At 64.8% G+C, this 23,431-nt stretch carries 21 protein-coding genes; 11 read left to right on the forward strand and 10 right to left on the reverse strand.

Annotation, left to right across the window (positions count from 1 at the left end):
* Nucleotides 1-12: 12 nt before the first annotated feature.
* Nucleotides 13-1,206, reverse strand: coding sequence for an efflux RND transporter periplasmic adaptor subunit (locus IVB40_RS05920; protein ID WP_247818338.1), 1,194 nt, complete (start codon nucleotides 1,204-1,206; stop codon nucleotides 13-15).
* Between the two features lie 255 nt (nucleotides 1,207-1,461).
* Between IVB40_RS05920 and IVB40_RS05925 the strand changes: the two genes are divergently transcribed.
* Nucleotides 1,462-2,280: an ABC transporter substrate-binding protein gene (locus IVB40_RS05925; protein ID WP_247818339.1), complete on the forward strand. Its 819-nt coding sequence runs from the start codon at nucleotides 1,462-1,464 to the stop codon at nucleotides 2,278-2,280.
* A 36-nt stretch (nucleotides 2,281-2,316) separates the two neighbouring features.
* Here the strand turns inward: IVB40_RS05925 and IVB40_RS05930 are convergent, their stop codons facing one another.
* From IVB40_RS05930 to IVB40_RS05950, 5 genes are all read right to left on the reverse strand, one after another.
* On the reverse strand, nucleotides 2,317-3,492 hold the full coding sequence (locus IVB40_RS05930; RefSeq protein WP_247818340.1) for a YncE family protein: 1,176 nt from the start codon (nucleotides 3,490-3,492) through the stop codon (nucleotides 2,317-2,319).
* 152 nt (nucleotides 3,493-3,644) lie between these two features.
* The gene (locus tag IVB40_RS05935; RefSeq protein ID WP_247818341.1) at nucleotides 3,645-4,718 is read right to left on the reverse strand and encodes a hypothetical protein; all 1,074 of its coding nucleotides are present in this window, start codon (nucleotides 4,716-4,718) and stop codon (nucleotides 3,645-3,647) included.
* Nucleotides 4,719-4,759: 41 nt separating this feature from the next.
* On the reverse strand, nucleotides 4,760-5,209 hold the full coding sequence (locus tag IVB40_RS05940) for a cupin domain-containing protein (protein ID WP_247818342.1): 450 nt from the start codon (nucleotides 5,207-5,209) through the stop codon (nucleotides 4,760-4,762).
* Nucleotides 5,210-5,286: 77 nt separating this feature from the next.
* Nucleotides 5,287-7,128, reverse strand: coding sequence for an ATP-binding protein (locus IVB40_RS05945; protein ID WP_247818343.1), 1,842 nt, complete (start codon nucleotides 7,126-7,128; stop codon nucleotides 5,287-5,289).
* 139 nt (nucleotides 7,129-7,267) lie between these two features.
* On the reverse strand, nucleotides 7,268-7,900 hold the full coding sequence (locus IVB40_RS05950; RefSeq protein ID WP_027570599.1) for a cupin domain-containing protein: 633 nt from the start codon (nucleotides 7,898-7,900) through the stop codon (nucleotides 7,268-7,270).
* Nucleotides 7,901-8,119: 219 nt separating this feature from the next.
* Between IVB40_RS05950 and IVB40_RS05955 the strand changes: the two genes are divergently transcribed.
* The 7 genes from IVB40_RS05955 (at nucleotide 8,120) to IVB40_RS05985 (ending at nucleotide 17,088) form a co-directional block, all read left to right on the forward strand.
* On the forward strand, nucleotides 8,120-9,811 hold the full coding sequence (locus IVB40_RS05955) for a peptide ABC transporter substrate-binding protein (protein ID WP_247818344.1): 1,692 nt from the start codon (nucleotides 8,120-8,122) through the stop codon (nucleotides 9,809-9,811).
* Nucleotides 9,812-9,838: 27 nt separating this feature from the next.
* On the forward strand, nucleotides 9,839-10,789 hold the full coding sequence (locus tag IVB40_RS05960; RefSeq protein ID WP_027570601.1) for an ABC transporter permease: 951 nt from the start codon (nucleotides 9,839-9,841) through the stop codon (nucleotides 10,787-10,789).
* A 2-nt stretch (nucleotides 10,790-10,791) separates the two neighbouring features.
* On the forward strand, nucleotides 10,792-11,667 hold the full coding sequence (locus IVB40_RS05965) for an ABC transporter permease (RefSeq protein ID WP_247818345.1): 876 nt from the start codon (nucleotides 10,792-10,794) through the stop codon (nucleotides 11,665-11,667).
* Nucleotides 11,668-11,725: 58 nt separating this feature from the next.
* Nucleotides 11,726-13,054: an FAD-binding oxidoreductase gene (locus IVB40_RS05970; RefSeq protein ID WP_247818346.1), complete on the forward strand. Its 1,329-nt coding sequence runs from the start codon at nucleotides 11,726-11,728 to the stop codon at nucleotides 13,052-13,054.
* Nucleotides 13,055-13,066: 12 nt separating this feature from the next.
* Nucleotides 13,067-13,993 (forward strand): glyoxylate/hydroxypyruvate reductase A, encoded by a 927-nt coding sequence (locus IVB40_RS05975; protein WP_247818347.1) that lies wholly within the window; start codon nucleotides 13,067-13,069, stop codon nucleotides 13,991-13,993.
* A 9-nt stretch (nucleotides 13,994-14,002) separates the two neighbouring features.
* Nucleotides 14,003-15,871, forward strand: a complete 1,869-nt coding sequence (locus IVB40_RS05980; RefSeq protein WP_247430981.1) for an ABC transporter ATP-binding protein — start codon at nucleotides 14,003-14,005, stop codon at nucleotides 15,869-15,871.
* Nucleotides 15,872-16,161: 290 nt separating this feature from the next.
* Nucleotides 16,162-17,088: an AraC family transcriptional regulator gene (locus tag IVB40_RS05985; RefSeq protein ID WP_247818348.1), complete on the forward strand. Its 927-nt coding sequence runs from the start codon at nucleotides 16,162-16,164 to the stop codon at nucleotides 17,086-17,088.
* On the opposite strand, the gene IVB40_RS05990 is transcribed toward IVB40_RS05985, so the two are convergent.
* Together IVB40_RS05990 and phaZ are read right to left on the reverse strand one after the other, a co-directional pair.
* Nucleotides 17,089-18,015, reverse strand: coding sequence for a catalase family peroxidase (locus IVB40_RS05990; RefSeq protein ID WP_247818349.1), 927 nt, complete (start codon nucleotides 18,013-18,015; stop codon nucleotides 17,089-17,091).
* Nucleotides 18,016-18,129: 114 nt separating this feature from the next.
* Complete coding sequence (gene phaZ / locus IVB40_RS05995; protein WP_247818350.1) at nucleotides 18,130-19,353, reverse strand: polyhydroxyalkanoate depolymerase; 1,224 nt, start codon at nucleotides 19,351-19,353, stop codon at nucleotides 18,130-18,132.
* A 172-nt stretch (nucleotides 19,354-19,525) separates the two neighbouring features.
* Here phaZ and IVB40_RS06000 point away from each other — a divergent pair, with 172 nt between their 5' ends.
* Nucleotides 19,526-20,182, forward strand: a complete 657-nt coding sequence (locus IVB40_RS06000) for a glutathione S-transferase family protein (protein ID WP_247818351.1) — start codon at nucleotides 19,526-19,528, stop codon at nucleotides 20,180-20,182.
* 279 nt (nucleotides 20,183-20,461) lie between these two features.
* Here IVB40_RS06000 and IVB40_RS06005 read toward each other — a convergent pair whose 3' ends face one another.
* Complete coding sequence (locus IVB40_RS06005) at nucleotides 20,462-20,686, reverse strand: hypothetical protein (protein ID WP_027570609.1); 225 nt, start codon at nucleotides 20,684-20,686, stop codon at nucleotides 20,462-20,464.
* Between the two features lie 181 nt (nucleotides 20,687-20,867).
* Here IVB40_RS06005 and IVB40_RS06010 point away from each other — a divergent pair, with 181 nt between their 5' ends.
* Entirely contained in the window at nucleotides 20,868-21,224 is a 357-nt protein-coding gene (locus tag IVB40_RS06010) for a hypothetical protein (RefSeq protein WP_247818352.1), read from the forward strand.
* Between the two features lie 9 nt (nucleotides 21,225-21,233).
* Here IVB40_RS06010 and IVB40_RS06015 read toward each other — a convergent pair whose 3' ends face one another.
* Nucleotides 21,234-22,337, reverse strand: a complete 1,104-nt coding sequence (locus tag IVB40_RS06015) for a mandelate racemase/muconate lactonizing enzyme family protein (protein ID WP_247818353.1) — start codon at nucleotides 22,335-22,337, stop codon at nucleotides 21,234-21,236.
* A gap of 177 nt (nucleotides 22,338-22,514) precedes the next feature.
* On the opposite strand from IVB40_RS06015, the gene IVB40_RS06020 reads away from it, so the two are divergent.
* On the forward strand, nucleotides 22,515-23,348 hold the full coding sequence (locus IVB40_RS06020; RefSeq protein WP_247818354.1) for an AraC family transcriptional regulator: 834 nt from the start codon (nucleotides 22,515-22,517) through the stop codon (nucleotides 23,346-23,348).
* Nucleotides 23,349-23,431: the final 83 nt, after the last annotated feature.

Raw genomic sequence — 23,431 nt, forward strand, 5'->3', positions numbered from 1 at the left:
AGGCGCTCCTACTTACTTGGCAGACGCCTGCGGCTGCTCGATCTTCGTCACCTGCGGGTCGATCTTCTGGCCGGGAATGACCCGTAGCAGCCCTGCGATGACGATTCGATCCTCCGGCTTCAAGCCGCTTTCGATCACGCGCAAGCCGTTGTCGACGGGACCGATCTGCACCTTGCGCTGCTCGACAACGTTGTCGCCGTTGACGACGAGGAGATAGCGGCCGCCCTGGTCGCTGCCGAGCGCGGTGTCGGGCACGAGCAGGGCGTCCTTCTCCTGGGTGAAGGGCACGCGAACGCGGACGAAATAGCCGGGCAGCAGCACCCGCTTGTCGTTGGGCACGAGACCGCGCACCGCGAGCGTGCCCGTCGACTGGGTGAGGGTCGGGGCGACATAGTCGAGCCTGCCCTCATGCGGATAGCCGGCCTCGGTCTGCAGGCCGACTTGAATCGGAAATTGCTTCATGTCGGCGGCGGTGAGCCCCCGGCGAGCGGCCTCGGCACGGATGCGCAGCACGTCCTGCTCGTTGACTGTGAAGTTCACATAGATCGGATCCATCGCGACGATGGAGGCGAGTTGAGTCGGGGAGGAGACCCCGACGAGTTCGCCGATCGAGACCATATGGGCGCTGACGACGCCGTCGAATGGTGCGCTCACCTTGGTGTAGCCGTAGTTGACTTCGGCGAGGCGGGTGTTGGCCTGGGCCTGCTGGAGGTTGGCCTGTGCGTTGTCGCGGTTCGAGGTCGAGCTGTCCAAAGTCGCTTGCGAGACCGCTTGCCGCTGCACGAGATCGCTCTGCCGCTTGAAGTCGGCTTCCGCCTGCCGGAGCGAGGCCTGCGCGCCGGCCTCGGCTGCCTGCGCCTGATCGAGCTTGAGCTTGTAGGTCTCGGGCTCGATCGTGAACAGCTGGGTGCCTTGCTTGACGAACGCGCCGTCCTGGTAATCGATCGATTGAAGGAATCCTTGCACGCGCGCGACGAGATCGACATTCTTGACCGGCGCGGTGTTGCCGGTGGCCTCGACATACCGCGTCACCGGGCGCTGCACCGGCGCGGCGACGTCCACCTTGGGCGGCGGCGGGGCGACGAACGTATTCTTGTCCTCACAGCCGGCGAGGATGGCAACGGCCGCGACGGCGGCCACAGCCGGCCCGACATGCCTCCAGGCCCCAATGCGCTGTGCTGGTGATGCGAGATTCGCGCGCGTCATTCGGTGGCCCCGGTTGCTATCTGTCGGTGCGGCAGGCTACCAACAAACACCCGGCCATGGAACACCATAGCCATGGCAGTCAGCGGCCTTGAACTGCAAGCGGCGGTGTGGCCTTTGACGGGGTTTGTCATGACAAACCGCTTTTCATCGCGCGCACGATCGACCACAATTATCTCAAAGGCCGAGCGACGACGCGCGAAGCGTTCGGGACGAACAAGAGAAGAATAAAGGAAGAAAAGGTCGGGAGATCATGACATGCCCACGTCTCTCCAGTCGGTCCTTAAGTCGGTCCTTGCCGGCCTCGTTCTCGCCGCGGCCGTTGCCATGCCCGCGCTAGCCGATGGTCTGAAGGACGAGATCGCACCGACCGGCAAGCTGCGGGTTGCGATCGCAATCAGCCCGGCGGGCGGTGCATTCTGGTCTACCAAGACCGAAGCCGGTTATGCCGGCGTGCCCGTCGATCTCGGCAGGGAAATGGCCGCCCAGCTCGGCGTCCCCGTCGAATATGTCGTGCACCAGAATTCCGGCCAGATCACCGATGCGGCATCGAAAGGCGCTCTTGAGAAAGGTGCTTGGGACGTCACCTGGCTCCCCAAGGATCCCGAGCGCGAGACCAGGATGATGTTCGGCCCGATCTACGAGGTCGCGGACGCCACCTACATCGTTAAGGCCGGTTCGAACATCACCAGTTTTGCCACGCTCGACCAGTCCGGCATCAAGGTCGCGGCCGTCAACGCCACGACCACGATGCGCGGCGCGGTCGCGCATCTGAAGAACGCGAAGGTCACGGGCTATCAGACCTACGACGAGATCTTCGGCCTCCTCAGCAGCGGCGAGATCGACGCCTTCGCGCTGTCGCGCGACCAGCTCAACAAGATGGCGCAGAAGATCCCCGGCACGCGCGTGCTCGACGAGACCTTCAAGAAGACCGTCACGGCCGTCGCTGTCCCGCTCGGCCGCAGCCAGGCTTTGGCGTTCGTGAGCAAGTTCATGAACGAGGCGGTGACGAACGGCACCTTGCGCAAGGCCTATGACAACAACGGCCTGAAGGACACGCCGATCCGCACCGAATAAGACGGCGGCGCAGGATGGCTGCGCCGCGCTCCGGCCCTACGGCTCCGCGGTGCGGATGCCCGCGGGGCTCACTTGCATCTTGAGCGTGGATGTCTTGTTCAGCGCCTTGCCGTCGAACGAGAAGGCGATCAGCTCGTTTTCGACCATGCACTGGGCCACGACATATTTGGAGTCCTTGGACCACACCATGCCCTGGCACCAATGGCCGATCTTGGCTTCCGTCACCGGCGTAAGGTCAGTGCCCGAAATCTTGTAGACCTTGAGCAGGCCGAAATCGTTGAAGAACGGCGAGGCCGACGGCTTGTTCGAACCGTTCATGACGGTCACCGCCACGTAGTTGCCGTCCGGGGACATCTTCACGGCTTCCGGCGTCTGGCCGACGCTCACCGTCGTGACGACGCGGACCGGTTTCGCCGTCATGTCGATCAGGCTGATCGTGTCGTTGTCGCCGCTGCTGGCGCCGACATTGCCGACGATGGCGGCGGCGCTGCCGGTGAGGTCGATGTCGTAGGGGCGGATGCCCGTGGAGAGATCGCGCTTGGCGTACTCGACCTTGCTCCCGTCCACAGTCAGAAGCGAGATCTTGCTGTCTCCGTCGCGCGTGACCAGCGCGGTCGCGCCGTCATGGGAAAAGACGGCGTGGCTGGGTCCTGATTTGGCGTCGCCGAGCTGGATCTTGCCTGCCGCCGCAAGCGTGCTCCCGCTGATCGTGAAGACCGAGACCGTGCCTTCGCTGCGGTTCGCAACCAGTGCCAGTGTGCCCGCACGGTTGATCGAAACGCCGGCAGCGCCGGCGCCTGCTTGCAAGGTCGCCAGCACTTTGGGGGGCGCGGATTTCAGGTCGATGACCGAGAGCTTGTCGTCAGGCACCGTCTTGGCCGGATCCGCAGGATCGAGCTTCATCGCGCCGGTGACGAGGGCGAACGCGCCATCCGGCGCAATGGCCACGCTCGGAGGCGGGCCGACGACGCTGGCCGGGGCGGGCACTTCGCCGAGAAGTTTCAAGCCACCGTCGGTGAAGTCGATGACGCTCACCGTGTCCGGCAGCGGCTGCTTGCGCACCACGGCGCTGCCGTTCTCGAGCACCATCTTGCCGTCATTGGCCGTGACGACGATCTCGGCATGCGCGGCGAAATTGGCCAGGCCGGCCAGCGATGTTGAGATCAAGGCCCATGCGGCACGGTGCGTGCGCTTGCGAAGAGCGGCTGTCATGTGTCCCCCGAGATTTGTTCTTGTCCGGAGAAGCTAAATGCACCGGGCGCAGGACGCAATGACCAGGCGGCGACCGTTTGCCTTTGAAGACGCCGACGGACGGCTACACGGCGGGAGCTAGCTCTCACCCGCGTGCCACGCGGCGACGCCCCTCAACGCGGCTTGATCTCCGCATATTTCGCCATCGCCTTCTCGAACTTCCGCTTGAACAGCCACATCGCGCCAAGGATTTCCCGGAAGCTTGCCGAGGTGCGCGCCCGGTCGGCCTGTCCGAATGCGAAGATGCTGTTGTTGCGCAGGTGCTTCATGATCGTCGGACTGGACACCCTGTGGTTCAGGAGATCGCCGGACTTGAGCGCCGACCGCGTCGGCGTAGGAACGATCTGGATCAGCTCGAACAGCTTCATCTGGTCGATCGGGTCGGGCAGCGTCTTCACGATTCCCGGGATCTCCCGGAAAACATCCGCATGCGCGTTCATCAGGCCGTCGCGCACGTTGGTCCAGTGATTGAAGCGATGATCGGTGCCGCGGGCGCGCGCCTCCTCCTTGTCGTTGCGCGCGCTCAACCCGGGATCGGCGGCCGCGATCTCGGCCTTGATGGTCTCCCATTTCCTGCGGCCGTTGCGGTCCTCGGATGGGCCGGTCTGGAAGCTGCCCATATAGGTGTTCGAGCGCCCGTTGCGGACGTTCTGCTTGCCGTTGGTCTCGGCGAAGAACAGCCCGAGGCTGATCCGGCCCGCGGCTTCGGCGTGGTCAGGCGCCAGCCCCTTGGCGCGCGCGATCGCGACCGCGAGATCGACCACGTCCTTGAACGGCGTCGCCGAGTTCTGCGCCCCGGCCGGCGGCGCCTCCATGATCTCGAACAGCTTTGAGTATTCGTCGACCAGCGGCTCGATGTCGGCATCGAAATAGGCCGGAGGTATCTCGAACTTGTTGGGCCTGCCGATCCGCGACGGCATGGCGTCGGTGAGATCCTTGTAAGCACTGATCACGGCGACGCGTGCCAGATACAGCGCCTGGCCCGGCAGGTTCGGCAGCGGCTGCTTGGCGTCGATCTGGCGGCGCCGCTCGGCCAGAATCGCCTTGAAGTCGCCGAGCGCACGGTCGTAGTTCGCAACCGCCTCCGATTGCCTGGCAGTGAGCGTTTGCGCCCGGCACGGGACCAGCGTTGTAAGGAGCAGCCCAAGCGCCGCGATGATTGCGAGGAGTTGACGTCGTGCAGGCATGGCCGGTTCCCCCAACGATTCGTCGGTCGGGGGATCGTAGCCTAGTCGTTGGCTTCGGGCGGCAGGAAGTCGACCTCGTGCAGCGCCGAGATGCGCACGACCTCGGCCGGGTCGGTCAGGTCATGGAGCTGATTGAACAACGCCTCCAGCTTCTGCATCGGCGAGACCCAGAACAACGCACGGGCCGGCTTGTCGGATTTGTTGAAATAGCCATGCGGGATGCCGCGCGGCAGGCGCACGAGGTCGCCGGCGTGGGCCTTGACCCATTGGCCGTCGAGCTTGAGGTCGAGCGTGCCTTCCTGCATCAGGATGAATTCGTCCTGGGTCGGATGGATGTGCACCGGCACGAATTGGCCGGGATCGCTGTTGGTCTCGAACGCGAAAGTGGACTCGGTGACGGCCTTGGGGAAGTAGACCTGGCCGAGGATGTTCCAGGTCTTGCCGCCATAGCCCGTACCGTTCGCGGTGATACCTTTTTCGAGTGACGTCATGGCTCGCCTCCAATGGGATTGTAACTGACACGGAGTGTTGCGCAGCAGCCATGCGCTGTCCATGCGCAAGACGCGCCCTAACGCCTGTCGCGTTCAGCGGCCTGCCTGCGCAGAAAGCCTTCGAGATCGGCCTGCACCGAATAGGGCGTCGGGATCGGATCGCCAACCGCGTCGACGGCGGTGTCGAGAGAGCGGCGCAGCATGCGCGCGAGCTCGGCCTTCCGATAGGGCTTTGTCAGAAGCGGCGCGCCCTTGGTGGCGCGTCCCTGCGCATGCGGAGCGTCGTAGGCATAGCCCGACGTGAACAGCACCCGCAGCGAGGGGCGCGCTGCCACCATCTCGTCGGCGAGCTCTCGTCCATTCAAGCTGCCGGCCATCACGATGTCGGTGAAGAGCAGGTCGAAGGGCGTGCCTTCGGCCGCGATGGCGAGTGCCTCGGCCGCATTGGCGGCCGGGATGACCTTGTAGCCGAGGCTTTCGAGCTGGACCGTAACGTACTGGCGGACGTCGCGGTCGTCCTCGACACAAAGGATGGTTTCCGTCCCGCCCACGACCTTGCGCTCGTCATAGCCGGTCGGGCGAAGCGTGCTCGCCTCCGCCTTCGGCAGGTAGATCGTGAAAATCGTGCCGCGTCCTTCTTCGGAAGCGACCTTGATGCCGCCGCCGGACTGCTTGATGAATCCGAACACCATGCTGAGCCCAAGCCCCGTGCCCTTGCCGACGTCCTTGGTCGAGAAGAAGGGATCGAAGATCCGCTCGAGAATGGCCGGCGGAATGCCGGTGCCGGTGTCGGCTATCTCGATCTCGACATAGTCGCCGGCATATCCGGCCCCGACCGCCACGGCCTCGCGGACGCCGAACACGACGTTGCGCGTCGTCAACGTCAGTCTGCCGCTGTCCAGCATCGCGTCGCGGGCGTTGATCGCGAGGTTGAGAAGTGCCGAGCTCAATTGGCCGCGATCGACGAGGGCGAGCCAGATGTTGCCGTCGAGCCGGGTCACGATCTCGATCTTCTTGTCGAAGGTTGCCCGAAGCAGCTTTGCGAGCTCTTCGAGCAGTTCGTTGACATCGCTCTCGGCCGGCTTGAGCGCCTGCTTGCGGGCAAAGGACAACAGGCTCGACGTCAGCGCGGCGCCGCGGTCGGCGGCGTCGCTGATCAGCTTGGTGATGGTCGCAAGCGGCGGATTGTCCTTCACGGCGTCGGCGAGGATCTCGATCGTGCCGGTGATCACGGTGAGCATGTTGTTGAATTCGTGCGCGATGCCGCCGGTGAGCTGGCCGATCGCCTCCATCTTCTGGGCCTGGATCAGCTGCTCCGCGGCGGCGCGCTTCTGGGTGACGTCCTTGACGAAATTGTTGATGAGGGTGCGCCCCCCGATGCGGAGCGCCGTGCTGGAGGCCTCGATCAGGATCTCGTCGCCCTCCCGGTGCAGCAGGGTCGCTTCGAACCGGATGCCGATCGGCGTATCCGACAATTCCGGCAGCAGCCGCATCATGCGTTGCCTGAAGCCGTCGCGCAGCGGCTCGGCGATGAGGAGGTTGACGACGTCGGTGCCGAGCGCCTCCTTGCGCGTCCATCCAGTCAGGGCCTCGGCCTGAAGACTCCATTCCAGCACGATGCCGCTCTGGTCGGTCTGAATGAAGGCGTCGAGCGCGGTCTTGATGACGGCTTGCGTCATCTGCGCGCTGGCCTGCGCCTGCTCGGTCAGTAGCGCGGCGGCGCGTTTTTCCTGCGCGGTTTCGATCGCGCGCGTGCACAGACGAGCGAGCAGGACCGCAATGGCGCCGCTTGCGAGCAGGGCGACGATCTGGGCAATGCCGAACCCGGTTCCGGTCGCGGCATAGGAGACGAGGAGAGCCGCCGCGGTCACGATGACCTGCGCGGCCATCGCGAGTGTCAGAAGCCCCCTGAGTTTCATGGTCTCACACCAACGCGTCAGTCGCGGCCCCGTGGCCGCCCTGTCAATGTCCGGCTCCACGTCAGCTACAGATGTGAGCTACAGATTCCGCGCGGCGGCGTCGAGGGGCAATTTGCGGTGGTGCCGGGTTGGCGGCGCTTCAACCTGCCGGCGAATCGGTCTGGCGCAGCGTGGTCACCCAGATCACGCGGGCCGTCTGCTGGGTCGGGTTGTCGAACATGTGCGGAACGATGCTCGGAAAGCGAAAGCTGTCGCCGGCCTCGAGCAGATGGGCCTGGTTGTCGAGCCACAGCCGCAGGCTTCCCGAGAGGATATAGCCCGCCTTCTCGCCGGTGTGCTGCAGGAAATCAGTGCCGGACGAGGCGCCGGGATTGAGCGTGAGCTCGTAGAGTTCGAGCTGGCCTTTGTCTGCCGGCGTCAAGGCCTCCTTGACGACACCGCTGGCGGTGAGCCGCAGCAGACGCCGGCTGTTCTTGCGCACGATGTAGCGCTGCACATCGGCGGGATCGGTGGTCTCGAAGAAATAGGAGATAGGAACGTCGAGCGCGATGCTGAGCAGGCGCAACGTCCGTATCGACGGCATGGCACGCGCGCGTTCGAGCTGGCTGATCATGCCGTTGGAGAGGCCGGTCTTGTTAGCAACGTCCTGGATCGAAAGGCCCGCACGCTGCCGCAGCAGCCGCACGGTCTCGCCCAGGCGCTGGTCGACGGCATCGTCGGCCTCGGTCGCCGGGGCATCCTTCGGATCGCTGATCTCGCCGCGACCATCCATGTCGCTCTCCCGTGCATCATCTCAGCCCCGGACAACGACGGTCTGGCGCTTCAGTCGAAGTGAAAAGGTCGCGCATCCTAGCAATGCGATTGACAGCTGTATTTAGTCGTGATGAACTTTTGATAGAAAAATTTAGAAGCACTAAAGCCCACTCCTGTCCCTTTGCCGGGGATCTCGGGGTGCGGGAGACGGTGCCGCGTGCGACAACGGAGAGTGGTCATGGCGGACGACACCGGGAAGTTCGGCGTTGGGGCACTGTATCTCGGCAATCCGAACCGCCGTCAGATATTCCAGCTCGGCGCGGGCGCCGCGGCGGGCTGGACGCTTTCAGGCCACGCATTCGCGCAGACCGAACGCCCGACCAATCCGTCGGACAAGCCGCGCGGACAGGTGATCGCGGCGCTGTCGCAGGAGCCGACGGTCTTTCATCCCCTGATGCCGGGCATCGAAGTCGATCAGGGCATCTGGTGGCAGGTGTTCTCGCCGCTCTGGTTCATCGATCCCGACGGCAAGTTCGTTCCCGACCTCGCCCGCGAAGTCCCGACCCTCGAGAATGGCGGCCTGTCGGCCGACGGCCTGACCTGGAAGATCAAGCTCCGCAGCGACGTGAAATGGCACGACGGCACGCCGTTCACGGCCGACGACGTCAAGTTCTCGCTCGAGCTGATCAACAATCCCGATTTCCGCGCGCGCAGCCGCGTCGGCCATAGCCTCGTGAAGGACATCAAGGTCGTGGCGCCCGACGAGATTCACTGGCGCATGGAAGCTCCCTATTCGCCCTACATGTCAATCCTGGGATCGCTGACGTTCATCGTGCCCAAGCACATCCTGGAGAAGGTGACCGATCCGAACGCCTCGCCGTTCCACAACGCGCCTGTCGGCACCGGACCGTTCCGCTGGGGCGAGCGCGTGCCGGGTGACCACATTCAGTTGAATGCTCACACCGGCTATCACGGCAAGGGGCCGTACGTCGAACGCGTGGTGTTCAAATACATTCCCGATCTCACCGTCCTCTACACCCAGTTCCGCACCGGCCAGGTCGACTACACCGGCCTGCAAGGCATTCTGCCAAACTTCGTGCAGGAGGCGAAGACGCTGAAGGGGCGCAAGATCTTCGTCTCCTCGACGTCGTCGGTGGAGCACATCGCGCCCAATCTGGAGTTCGGCGCGTTGGCCGACCGCACCGTGCGCGAGGCGCTGTATCTCGCGATCAACAAGCAGGCGATCATCGATGCGCTGAACTACGGTTTGCCGACGCAGACCGAAAGCTTCGTGCCGCAACAGGCGTGGTCGTTCCAGCAGGGGCTGCCGCAGCACAAATACGATCCGGCCAAGGCCAACACGCTGCTCGATGCGGCCGGTTGGGTCCGCGGCGCTGGCGGCGTACGCGAGAAGGGCGGCGTCAAGCTCGAATTCACCAACTCGACGACGTCGGGCAATGCGGTGCGCGAGCAGACCCAGCAGTTGCTGATCCAGGACTGGCGCGCAATCGGTGCTGCGATGCGCGTCAACAACATGCCGGCCGCGGTGATCTGGGGCGACTTCTGGCAGCAATCGAAATTCAACTCGGTGATCGTGGGGGTGAATTTCATGCTCGGCAGCGACCCCGACGTGACGCCCCGCTTCGGCTCCGGCGCCATTCCTGCCAAGGGTGGCCGCGGCTACAACACCTATCAGTATCGCAACCCGGAGGCGGATCGGCTTCTCGCCGAAGGTGCCAAGCAGTTCGATCTGGCGCAGCGCAAGACGACCTATGGCAATCTGCAGAAGCTCATCCGCGACGACCTCGCGATCCTGCCGCTGTTCCAGGGCTTCATCGCCGAAGGCGTGAAGGAAGGACTCCAGGGTTTCCGCCCCAACATCAACATGTCGATCAACTGCTGGAACATCCGCGAATGGTATTGGGCCTGATGGTTCAGGTGCGCGAGATCGCCTGAGATGGCCCGTTACGTCGCCAATCGCCTGGCGCAGGCGATCATGTTGCTGGTGATCGTGTCCGCGATCGGCTTCGCCATCCTGCATCTGGCGCCGGGCGGCCCGCTCTCGCAATTCGCGGCGTCCGCGCAGATGACGCAGGAGGATCTCGATCGCGTCACCAGGCAGCTTGGCCTCGATCGTTCGCTGCCGATCCAGTATCTCGACTGGTTCGGCCGGATGCTGAGGGGCGATTGGGGCCGCTCGTATCGCGACGGCGAGCCGGTGCTGGCGGTGATCTCCTCGCATCTTGGCGCCACGCTGGAACTGATGGCGACTGCGACCATCATCGCGGTCCTGCTCGGCTGCTGGATCGGTGTGCTCGGTGCGCTGCGCCGCTATTCGCTGTTCGATTCGCTGGCGACCGTCGGCGCCATGATCGCATTGTCGATCCCGACCTTCTGGTTCGGCCTCGTTACCATCTACGTCTTCTCGGTGAAGCTCGGCTGGCTGCCGGCGGGCAACCGGCAGACCGTCGGCGACGGCTCGCCGCTCGATCTGCTTCATCATCTCATTGCGCCGGCGCTGGTGCTGGCGCTGGTCGAGACCGCGATGTGGGGCCGCTTCATGCGCTCCTCGATGCTCGAAGTCATCAACCAGGACTACATCCGCACCGCGCGCGCCAAGGGCATGCCGGAATGGCGAATCCTTACGGTTCACGCCTTGCGCAACGCGCTGCTGCCGATGATCACGGTGGGCGGCCTTCAGTTTCCGACGCTGCTCGGTGGTGCGCTGGTCGCCGAGACCGTGTTCACCTGGCCCGGCATGGGCCGGCTGTTCCTCGATTCTATCGGCTATCGCGACTATCCCGTGGTGATGGGCATCCTGATGTTCTCGGCGGTCATGGTGCTGATCGGATCGCTGCTCGCTGACATCCTCTATGCCGTCGTCGATCCGCGCATCCGGGTGGGCTAGGGATGACGACTGCCGCCCGCTCCACCGATCAAATTGCGCCCGGCCAGGCCGCGTGGCGGCGATTTCGTCGGCACCGGCTTGCGCTTGCAGGCGCGGTGATCATTCTCGTCCTTGTTCTCGGTTCGGCATTCGGCCCGTACCTCCTGCCGTTCGACGACACCTATATCGACATCATGAAGCGGTTCGCACCGCCGCTGTCGGGCGCGCACATCCTCGGCACCGACGAGCTCGGCCGCGACGTGCTGGCGCGGCTGATGATGGGCGCGCGTGTCTCGCTGTCGATCGGCTTCGTCGCGATGGTGATGGCGATGGCGGTGGGCATCGTCGTCGGCGCCTTCGCCGGCTTCTATGGCGGCGTGGTCGGCGCGGTGCTGATGCGGCTGGTCGATGCCATGCTGTGCTTTCCGACCATCTTCCTGCTGCTTGCGCTCGCGGCGCTCATCGAGCCCGGCTTCGTCACCACCACCGTGCTGATCGCGGCAACCGCCTGGATGTGGGTGGCCCGCGTCGTCGAGGCCCAAGTGCGCTCGCTGCGGGAACGCGAGTTTGCTGTTGCTGCACTCGCGTTCGGCTCGTCGAACCTGCGGATCATGTTCCGCGAGCTCGTGCCCAACGCGGTCGCGCCGATCGTGGTGGCGGCGACGCTGAACGTCGCCAAGGCAATTCTGCTGGAATCCTATCTCAGCTATCTCGGTTACGGCATCCAGCCGCCGGCCGCGAGCCTCGGCAACATGCTCAACAACGCGCAGATCTATCTCACCAGCGCGCCCTGGCTCGCGATTGCGCCGGGCCTTGCCATCACGCTGGCGGTGACGAGCTTCAACTTCCTCGGCGACGGCTTGCGCGACGCGCTCGACCCGCGGATGAACATCCCATGATCTGCAAACTGGCGACGAGCCGAGCTGTCTCGATCGAACTGAATATCTGGAGTGTCCCATGTCCCCGCCGCTCACCCGTATAAACAGTGACGAGCGCCTGCCGGCGCAGGTGGATGTCGTCGTCATCGGCGGCGGCGTCATCGGCGTTTCCGCGGCCTATCATCTCGCGAAGAAGGGCCTCTCCGTCGCCCTGATCGAGAAGGGCCATGTCGGCGGCGAGCAGTCGAGCCGCAATTGGGGCTGGTGCCGCCAGCAGGGTCGCGCGCGTGAGGAGATCCCGCTGGCCCGCGAGGCGCTGCGCCTGTGGGAGGACATGCAGAACGATGCCGGCGTCGATGCCGGCTTCCGCCGCACCGGCGTGCTGTTCCTGACCAAGAGCAAGGATGAGCTCGCGAGTTGGGAGCGATGGGCCGCAACGGCGGGCGAGATGCAGGTGCACTCGACCGTCCTGACGCCGGCCGAGGTCGCCGAGCGTCTGCCCGGCAATTCCGAGACATGGGTCGGCGGCCTGCACACGCCGAGCGACGGGCGCGCCGAGCCGTCGATGGCTGTGCCGGCGCTTGCGACCGCCGCGCGAAAACACGGCGTCACCATTCACCAGGGCTGCGCCGCGCGTGGGTTGGAGACGCAAGGCGGACGGGTGAGCGCCGTCGTCACCGAGAAGGGTACCATTCGCACGCAATCGGTGCTGCTGTCCGGCGGAGCGTGGTCGTCGCTGTTCTGCCGACGCCACGGCATCGAGCTGCCGATCGGCCTTGTCAACGCCACCGCGTGCCGGACCACGCCGGGGCCGGAGATCACCTCCGGCGCGCTCGGCACCGACTTCTATTGCATCCGCCGCCGCCTCGACGGCGGCTTTACGCTGGCGCTACGCAACCGCGGCACGGTCGAACTGTCGCCCGATCTGTTCCGCTACGCGCGCACCTTCTGGCCGACCTATCTGCATCGCAAGAACGGGTTGAAACTGTCGTTCGGCAAATCCTTCTTCGACCAGCTCATGCGCGGCACGAGCTGGAGCTTGGACAAGCCGTCGCCATTCGAGACCGAGCGCGTGCGCGATCCCGCGCCTGACATGTCGCTGGTCAATGCCGCGCTGGCTTCGCTGATCAAGTCGAACCCTGAATTGAAGGACATCGAGATCGCGGAAGCCTGGGGCGGGACGATCGACTGCACGCCGGATACCATTCCGGTCATCTCGCCGGTCGACGCCATGCCCGGCTTCTTCCTGGCCACCGGCTTCTCCGGCCACGGCTTTGGCATCGGTCCAGCGGCCGGCAAGCTCGCCGCCGACATCGTGACGGGCGCGACGCCGCTGGTCGATCCCGCGGCCTACAGCCACAGGCGCCTGATCGACGGCCGCCGGCTCGCGCCGGTCAGCCCGTTCTGAGGGTTTGGCGGCATGACGCTTCTCTACAAGGCCAACATGGTTCGCGGCGCGGAATGGGCGGGCTTCTTCGCCGATCGCGCGCCCGATGTGCCGTTCCGGCTCTGGCCCGACATCGGCGATCCCGCCGACGTCCGCTATCTCGTGGCGTGGGTGCCGCCGGACGACATCGCGACGACGTTCCCCAATCTCGAGCTCGTCTTCTCGGTCGGTGCGGGTGTCGATCAGTTCGACGCGTCAAAAGTTCCGCCGCACATTCCGCTGGTGCGCATGCTGGAGCCGGGCATCGCCGAAACTATGGTGGAATACGTCACCATGGCGGTGCTCGCCCTGCATCGTGATCTCCTGCACTTCATCTGCCAGCAGAAGGCGCAGGTCTGGCGCGAGATCCGGATCACGCCGGCCAAACGTCGTCGCGTCGGCGTGATGGGTCTTGGCCTGCTCGGCCAGGCCGTGCTCGAACGCCTCACGGCGTTCGGCTTTCCGCTTCTCGGCTGGAACCGTTCGCTCCGCGAGATCGACGGCGTCACCTGTTACGCGGGCATGGAGACGTTGCCGGATTTTCTTGCGCAGACCGACATTCTCGTCTGCCTGCTGCCTCTGACCGATCAGACCCGGGGCATCCTGAATGCGGATCTGTTCGCGCGCCTGCCGCGCGGCGCGTCGCTCGTCAACGTCGGGCGTGGCCCGCATCTGGTCGAAGCCGACTTTCTCGCGGCGCTCGACAGCGGCGCGTTGTCGGGTGCCGTCCTCGACGTCGCCGAGCCGGAGCCGCTGCCTGCGGGGCATCCTTTCTGGAGCCACCCGCGCATCCTGGTCACACCGCACAATGCCAGCATGACCACGCCGGATACGGCGGTCGATTTCGTGCTGGACGTGATCGCGCGCCACCGCCGCGGCGAGGAGCTGCCTGGGCGTGTCGATCGTAGTCGTGGCTATTAGGACACCGGCATGAGCATGGGCGCAAGCGGAGCTGATCAAGTCGCTGCCAACGCGCCGTCGCCGGTGCTGTCGGTTTCCGGCCTGACGACGTCCTTCCTACGTGAGCGGGAATGGAGTCCCGTCGTCCGCGACGTGTCGTTCGATATTGCCTCGGGGGAAACCGTGGCGATCGTCGGCGAGTCCGGTTCGGGCAAGAGCGTCACCGCGCTCTCGATCATGCGGCTCATTCCGAAGGAGAACGGCCGAGTCGAAGGCAGCGTCCGGCTTGCCGGTCGCGAGCTGCTGACGCTGCCCGAAGCGAGCATGAAGGATGTTCGTGGCAACGACATCGCCATGATCTTCCAGGAGCCGATGACGAGCCTCAATCCGGTGCTGACCATCGGCTTCCAGATCGCGGAAGCACTGATCCAGCACCGCGGCCTGTCGCGCGCGGCGGCGGAGGTCGAGACCATCCGCCTGCTCGACCGCGTGCGGATACCTGCGGCGAAATCGCGCTTCCACGAGCATCCGCATCGTTTCTCCGGCGGCATGCGCCAGCGCGTGATGATCGCGATGGCGCTGGCCTGCAAGCCGAGGCTGCTGATCGCGGACGAGCCGACCACCGCGCTCGACGTCACCATTCAGGCCCAGATCCTGGAGCTCCTGAAGGAGCTTCAGCAGGAAGAGGGGATGTCGATCCTCTTCATCACCCACGACATGGGCGTGGTGGCCGAGATCGCGGACCGCACCGTGGTGATGTATGGCGGCCAAGCGGTGGAGACCGACCATACCTCGCGCATCTTCGCCGCCCCTTCGCATGCCTATACAAGGGCACTGCTCGCGGCCGTGCCACGCCTCGGCTCGATGGATGGGCGGATGCGGCCGATGCGTTTTCCGGTCGTGGACAAACTAACGGGGACCTCGGACGAGCCGGCAGAGACGCCCGATACGGTTTCGATTGCCGAGCGACCGCTGCTCGAAGTCTCCAACCTCACGACGCGCTTTCCAATTCGCTCGGGCCTGTTCGGCAAGGTCTCGGGCCGCGTCCATGCGGTCGAGAACGTCTCCTTCTCCTTGCGCGCCGGGGAGACGCTGGCGCTGGTCGGCGAATCCGGCTGCGGCAAATCGACGACGGGCCGCTCCATTCTCAAGCTGACGGAGCCGGACAGCGGCACCGTTCTGATCGACGGGCAGGATGTGCTGGCCATGAATGCCCGCACCTTGCGTGATTTTCGCAAGCAGATGCAGATCGTGTTCCAGGATCCGTTCGCGAGCCTCAACCCCCGCATGTCGGTGGGAACGGCGATTGCGGCCCCATTGCTCGCCAACGGGCTCGCCACGGCGTCGCAGGCACGGGAGAAGGTCGCCGACCTGCTAGTTCGCGTTGGTCTCACCGCTGACATGGCCGCGCGCTTTCCGCACGAATTCTCCGGTGGCCAGCGCCAGCGCATCTGCATTGCCCGCGCGCTCGCGCTCGGACCGAAGCTGATCGTCGCGGACGAAGCGGTCTCGGCGCTCGACGTCTCGGTCAAGGCGCAGGTCGTCAATCTGATGCTGGACCTTCAGGCCAGCATGGGACTTGCCTACCTCTTCATTTCCCATGATATCGCGGTGGTCGAGCGGATGAGCCATCGCGTCGCGGTGATGTATCTCGGCGAGATCGTCGAGACCGGTCCGCGCGCGGCCCTGTTCGGCAATCCGCAGCATCCCTATACGAAGAAGCTGATGGCAGCCGTGCCGGTGCCCGATCCAGCGCGCCGCGGCACCAGGCGCGAGGTAGCGAACGACGAGATCAGAAGCCCGGTGCGCGCGCCCGACTACCAGCCGCCTGTTCGGCAATATCGCGAAGTGTCGCCGGGCCATGTCGTCCAGGCCTGGGGCGAGGAATGGTCCAACTGACGTGCGCAGACTGTGAGCGCAAGGCTCTGTCTATCCATCATTTCCAAAATGCACGATGGAATCGCGCAGCAATCTGTCGGGCAGGTCAACGGTGTTGTCCTTCGCGACGCCGGGCCGGTGACATCACGCTGAAATCACAATGAAATCATCGCGGCGCAATCTGGTGCGAGGGCCGACCGCGCCAGCTTCGTGCTATGCGCTGCAGCTGGACCGTCGGCCGGCGATCTCCGATAATGCGCGGATCTCGGGAAGGCTGGCGAAGACGTGCCTTTACGGATGGATTTACTAAAATGACCCAAGCAGGCGTCTACGGGCAGAGGCTCGGGCAGGGCCTTCGCTCGAAGCAAGCACCGGTTCTGATCACGCGTTCGCTGCACAGCGCCGAGCTCGCGGTCACCGAAGTCCGCAACGACGATCCGACACCGGATATTTCCGGCTCGCTGGCTGCGGAAGATGCCTATCTCCTCAGCCTGAAACTCCGCGACTATCCGGATTGCGAATGCTGGGAGGAGGGCCGCTGTGTCACCAAGGCGGATGTTCGCGCAGGTGCGACCTATCTGTACGACCTCAAGCGCGACCCGCGCTATGTGATCGACAAGCCATTTCACTCGCTCTTCTTCTATTTGCCGCGCTCGGCGCTCAACGGCATTGCCAGGCAACCGGGCGGACCGCGCGTTGGCGAACTCAGCTACGAGCCCGGTGTCGGTCATGACGACGAGGTCGTTCGACATGTCGGTGCCTCGTTGCGGCAAGGACTGTGTCGGCCCGACGAGACCAACCAGCTTTTCGTCGATCACATGATGCTCGCGCTCACCGCCCATGTCGCCCAGACCTATGGCGGGCTGAAGCCAGCCGCAGAACCAACGCGCGGCGGTCTCGCGCCATGGCAGGTGAAGCGTGCGTGTGACCGGCTCGATTCCGACCTCTCGGGCAAGATCGCGCTACAGCTGATCGCGACCGAGCTTGGCCTGTCAGTCAGCCACTTCTCACGCGCATTCCGGATCTCCACGGGCCTGCCGCCGCATCAATGGCTGCTCCAGCAGCGCGTCAAGGCGGCCAAGCAACTGATGTCGGTCCGCGACCTGCCGTTGTCCGAGATTGCCATCTCGGCCGGATTTGCCAATCAGAGCCATTTCACCCGGGTGTTCTCGTCCATGGTCGGCGTCAGTCCGGGCGCGTGGCGCCGCGAAACGGATGGCGGACGGGAAAAGATCTAGTCAGCGCCGCGTTTCTAGCGAATAGGTGTAGGCCGTGCGGCGCGCCGCAAAGATCTCGTCCGGCGGATGGCCGATGCCGTCGGCAAGATTGTCCGGATTGAAGATGGAGCCGTCGCAGGCCTCATTGGCCTCGAGGCTGGTGATGACGATGGTCCCGAGCCGCACCTGTTCACGGTTGTCCTCGTCCGGCCATCGCAGGGTCACGTCCATGGTGGGATCCTCGGGGCGGTCGAGCAAGGCCATCACGTTGAAGCGGACGTCGCCGGCTGCGATCCTCCGCGCGAGATCGTCATGGAGGAAATCGACCGATTTTGTCCTGGCTTCGTCTTCGCTCAAGGCGACGTCGCCGCCGACAGGCGCGACCTTGAACTTGATAAAGCGAGTCTCGCCCTTCGCGTTCGTCGCGGGAAAGGCGTGCACGCCCCAATAGGTCGTGCCGGAAAAACTGCCGGGCAGCCGGCGCGCCGCGATGTACTTCGCCTGGTTCAGCGTTTCAGGATTGGCCGCGGAAAAAGCCCGGACCTTCTCGATGTCAGGCTCGCCGTCCGCGCCCGGAATTCGCGCCTCGAGGAAGGCGAGCATCTGGTCGAGCGTCCGTGCAAAATGCACCGGAGCGGTTTCGGTCACCATGTCGGAGCGATGGGCGTCGTCGCCAAGCCTGAAGCTGAAGCCGCGCAGCACGAGGTTGTTGGTGTCGGTCACCCCGGGATTGCCGCCGCCAACGGAGAAGCGCGCCAGCACGCGCGAGGTCTTGGTGAAGCTCAGCGATCGCGTGATCTCTGCGGCGCGGTCGGACGGGGCATAGGTCCCGCGCACGCATCGGCCCTTGGCGAAGCTCGCACGCACCTTCGGCGGATTGCCTGCGACCGTTTTGAGCGCGTCGACGATCGCGGCCGGGGTGGCGGCAGGGGGTGGCAATTCGGACATGGCTTGGCCTCCGGCGGGAGCGGCATGTCCGTGTTTTAGGTTTGGTGCAGCGCCGGTGTCTTTCCCAAAGCCGCGCCGCCTTGTCCGATCCTGCTGAAGAAATGTGGCGCGGCTTCAGGAGTTCACGTGCACGAAATCCCGCAGCAGCGGGTAGATCTCGTTGTTCCAGCGCTTGCCCGAGAACACGCCGTAATGGCCGACGCCGGCCTGCATGTGGTGGACGCGGCGGTAGGCGCGCACGCCGGTGCAGAGGTCTTGCGCGGCCAGCGTCTGGCCGATCGAGCAGATGTCGTCCTTCTCGCCCTCGACCGTCATCAGCCCCATGCGGCTGACGGCCTTGGTGTTTACCGGACGTCCCCAATGCATCAGCTTGCCCTGGGGCAGAAGATGCTCCTGGAAAACGTCGCGCACGGTCTCGATGTAGAATTCCGCGGGCAGGTCCATCACGGCGAAATATTCGTCGTAAAAGGTCTTGATGCTGGCCGCCTTCTCCTTCTCGCCCTTGGCGATGTGATCGGCGAGATCGATGTGCTGCTTGATGTGGCGCTCGAGATTCATCGAGACGAAGGCGGTGAGCTGCACGAAGCCGGGATAGACTTTCCGCAAGGCACCGCGGCACTGCATCGGCACGTAGTTGATCAGGTTCTGCTCGAACCAGTCGATCGGCCTGCTCTTGGCGAATTCGTTGACCCTGGTCGGCAGGATGCGCGTGTCGATCGGCCCGGCCATCAGCGTCAGCGTCGCGGGCCGCGAAGGATGGTTGCCCTCGCACATGATTGCGGCGGCCGCGAGCGCCGAGACCGAGGGCTGGCAGATCGCGACCATATGCGGGCGCGGGCCCAATTGGCCGAGGAAGTCGATGAGATGCTCGGTGTAGTCGTCGAGCCCGAAGCGGCCCTCGCTCCGGGGAATGTCGCGCGGATTGTGCCAGTCGGTGATGTAGACATCGTGATCCTGCAGCAGCGTCTTCACGGTGCCGCGCAGCAGCGTCGCGAAATGGCCGGACATCGGCGCCACCAGCAGCATGCGCGGCTGCTCGCCCACGCCCTCCTTCTTGAAACGCAGCAGCGAGCCGAACGGGGTCGCGTAGGCGATCTCCTCGGTCACGGCGACCTCGCGATTGCCGACCATGACGCTGTCGATACCGTAGGCGGGGCGGTGGTAGGTGAGGGTGGAGCGGGAGATCAGCTCCAGCGCGGCCGACAGCCGGCCGACGACCTGATCCGACAAGCCCTGCGGCACCAGATTGAGGAATTTGACTGCGGAGGAGGCCCCCGACCGCCACGGCGCCGTCAGGTCCATATGGTTCTGAAAGGCCTGATAATACATCGACATCATACTGAAACGCCCACCTATCCCCGTGCTGTTATGCAATATCGAAGCCAAACCCGGGATGGGCCGCTCTCAAGATTGGCACGTCGCTTGCTGCTCTTTTCGCGGGAAGCACAGGCGGTGCGCACTCCCGCAGAGTCCGGGCAGGGTGCGAGTCACAGGCGTGAGGGAAGGCCACATGGCGAAGGCGATACTGACCATCAGCAGCAAGAACTATTCGTCCTGGTCGCTGCGTGGCTGGCTGCTCACGAAATTTTCCGGGCTCGGTTTCGAGGAGATCGTCACCGCACCGGACGACGCGTCGGCGCGCGCCGAAATCCTGCTGTTGTCGTCTTCGATCCTGGTGCCGTGCCTGCGGCACGACGGCGCGATCGTCTGGGATACGCTGGCGATCGCCGAATATCTCAACGAGGCGATGCCGGATGCCGGGCTGTTGCCCGCGGATCGCGTTCAGCGCGCGCATTGCCGCTCGATCTGTGGCGAAATCCATTCAGGCTTCACCACCTTGCGCGCGTCGCTGCCGGTCAACCTGAAGGGGCACTTCCCGGACTTCAAGATCTGGTCGCGCGCGCAGGCCGACATCGATCGCGTCTGGGCGATCTGGCGCGACTGCCTGGACAAATCGGGCGGGCCCTTCCTGTTCGGCGAGACCCGCACCATGGCTGATGCGATGTACGCCCCGGTGGTGACGCGCTTCGTGACCTATAACGTCAAGCTTGAGCCGCAGCTGCAGGCCTATGCCGATACCATCATGGCCATGCCGGAGATGAAGGAATGGATCGCGGCGGCCAGGGACGAGCCGGCCGAGATCGAGGAGCTCGAGGTCGAATATTAGGCAGGCCGGGTGCCATCTGCCTGTTTTGGGAGCGAGCATCCAACCGCCGCACCCCCGCAGTCATGTCATCGAAGCCGTTAACGTTCGACGCCCAGTGCCGGCTGGGCTGGCTCACGCGCTGTGCAGATATTGTGTGCGCGCGCTGGCTGCTTGCGACATCTAGCCGTGAACAGACGCGTACGGGGGCCTACGGCTGATTCGGACGTGATTCGTTCGGGCCGCGTTCCGAAGGTTAAGCCGGGACGCGGCCCCGTTGCATTTTGAGACAGAAATCAGGGCTCAGGCCACGCCCGAATGCTTCATGCGCGGGACGCGCCAGCCGATGACGGTTGCTTCGACTGCGACGCCGGCCGCGTGGTTCTGCCAGCGTCCCTCGACATAGCGGCAGGCGAACGGCAGCTGATAAGTCCCGCTGTGGTCCTCGCACAGCACTTCGACTGCAAGGCCAGGCGGCGGTTCTCCGGCGCCGTCGAATTCCGCCAGTCGTCTGTCGCGCGTTGCCATCAAAAACTCCCCTAAACAAAGCCGCGGAAGGAGCGCCCCATTTCCTCCGCGTGCAGATCATCGCTCCCCGTCCGAGGGAACAGCGCAAGCTCAACGCGAGAATGCGGTGCGAGTGTGGTAGCCTCGACAGGCTGCGTGCAAAAAGCGCACATTGCCGTGATTGATTTGACGAGGAACCTGCATGCTGCTTCGAAGCGCCGGCGTCTGTTTCGCGATGTCACTGCTCGCCACGCTGGCGATTGCGCCGGTCCGCGCGCAGGACGTGCCCGGCATCGAGATCTGCACCGTCGAGAAGACCATGGAGCGCCGCACCAGCTGCCTCCAGAGCAACATCGACTTCCTGCAGAAGACGATCACCAAGCTGAACCTCGATCACCAGCAAAAGCTGGATGCCGCGGCTCGTCAGATCGATGCGTTGAAGACGACCGTGGCCGGCTTGCAGAAGATGCTCGGCGATCTCCAGGCCGCGCAGGCGAAGACCGCGGAGGATGTGAAGAAGAAACAGGATGCGCCGCCGCCGAAGGATGCGGCGAAATAGGCGCCGCACTCAGGCGACGCGATATCGCTCCATCACGCTGCGGTCGGGCTCATAACCGAGCCCAGGCCCGGTCGGCACCGCGACATGGCCGCTGGCATCGACATCGGCGCGGCCGCCCCACAGGCAGGCCTCGCGCTTCAGGTAAAACATCTCGACGAAGCCGTCGTCGCGCCCCGCCAGCAGATGCAAGGTCGCCAGCAGGCCGGGGCCGAAATACGGGGAGTGCGGAACGATCTTGACGCCGACCCGATCTGCGAGCGCCCCAACCTTCAGGAATTCCGTGATGCCGCCGACCTTGGTCACCGACGGCTGGGCGTGGCTGACCGCGCCCGCATCCATCATCTGGCGGAATTGATATTCCGTGCAGGCGTTCTCGCCGGCGGCGACGCCGAGCCCGCCCTTGCTGCGGACCTCGGCGAGCGCCGCAAAATCCTCCGGCGGCCAGACCGGCTCCTCCAGGAACATCGGCTGCGCGTCCCGGCATGTCCTGGCGAACGCGATCGCCTCTTCGCCTGACAGCGGGCAGTTCATGTCGACCATCAGCGGAATGCCGGGCCCGATCGCCGCGCGCGCGGCAAACACCGCCGGCGCCGTGGTCTCGTGCAGCTTGATGGCGCCGTAGCCGAGCGCCAGCGCCTTCTTGCATTCGGCGGCGATGTTGTCGGGCGAGCCGATCCGCAACAGGCTCGCATAGGCCGGAATGGCCGGGCGCCTGGTGCCGCCGAGCAGGCGATGCACCGGCACGCTCTTGATCTTGGCGGCGAGGTCCCACAGCGCGATGTCGAGTCCGGAGATCGCGAACATGGTGATGCCGTATCGGCCGAACAGATGCAGGTTACGCTGGATCTGCTCCGTCACCGCCGGAATGCCGGCAGCATCGGGAACCTCCAGCCCCCGCGCCTGCGGTGCGATCATTTCCTCGACGGCACTGCGCGTGGTGCGGGGGCAGACATAGGCGAAGGCATCGCCCCAGCCGGTCAACCCGGCGTCGGTGGTGACCTCGACCATCACCATGTCGAGGGCGGTGATGGCGGAGGCGCCCTGACGGAAGCTCGCGACACCGGCGTCATAGGGGATGCGGATATGGTGCGCCCGCACATCGGTGATCTTCATGACGCAGTTCCTCCTGCTTTCTCGTGAGCGGTTGCCAGGACGTCCCGAGTGTAGCCATGAACGCCCGGACGTTGCCAGTGGCTGTTCCGGCGTTATCATCTTGCGGGACCGCAACGCCGATCAAGCGAAGCCTGCGGACTTCCGTGCATCATGATCGCGCTTCGAACGAGAAACGCCATGAACCCAGCCCAGCGCGCGCTCTGGTATGTCGAGAGCCATCTGGCCGAGCCGATGACGCTCGATGAGATCGCGGCGATATCCAGCGTGTCGCGGTTCCACATCGTGCGCGCGTTTGCTGCCGCGACCGGCCTGCCGGTGATGCGGTACGTGCGCGCGCGGCGGCTGAGCGAAGCGGCGCGCAGTCTTGCGAACGGCGCGCCGGACATCCTGTCGCTGGCGCTGGAGGCCGATTACGGCTCGCACGAAGCATTCACCCGCGCGTTCCGCGACCAGTTTGGCACCACGCCCGAAGCGGTGCGGGCCGCGCAATGCACCGGCCATCTCAAGCTTCAGGAGCCGATCCTCATGGACTCGACCATCTCCGACAAACTCGCCGCCCCGCGCTTCGAAACCACAAAGGCCTCCCTCGTCGCAGGCATCAACGAGCGCATCTCCTGCGACAACGGCGCGGTCATTCCTGGACTGTGGCAGCGCTTCCACCAGGAGGTCGCCGACATTCCCGCGCGCGTTGGACCGGTCGCCTATGGCGTCTGCTGCAACGGCGACGATGCCGGCAATTTCGACTACATCGCCGGCGTCGAGGTCGCCGATTTCTCCGAGCTGCCGCGCCGCTTCGGCCGTATCCGTATCCCCGAGCAGCGCTATGCGGTGTTCACCCACGCCGACCACGTCGCCTCGATCAGACGCACCGTCAACGCGATCTGGAATCAGTGGTTGCCGGCCTCCGGCCTGAAGGCGGCCGATGCGCCGAACTTCGAACGCTATGACGAGAAATTTGATCCCGCCACCGGCAATGGCGGCCTGGAGATTTGGATACCCGTGCGAGATTAGCGCGCAACGCTGGCATACCATCCCGCTTGCTTGGCAAGCCCCCGCGACTTTGTCATAACCGCAGGCAATCTTGCGTGTGGGGC

Source organism: Bradyrhizobium sp. 40 (assembly GCF_023100925.1).
Taxonomy (GTDB): domain Bacteria; phylum Pseudomonadota; class Alphaproteobacteria; order Rhizobiales; family Xanthobacteraceae; genus Bradyrhizobium.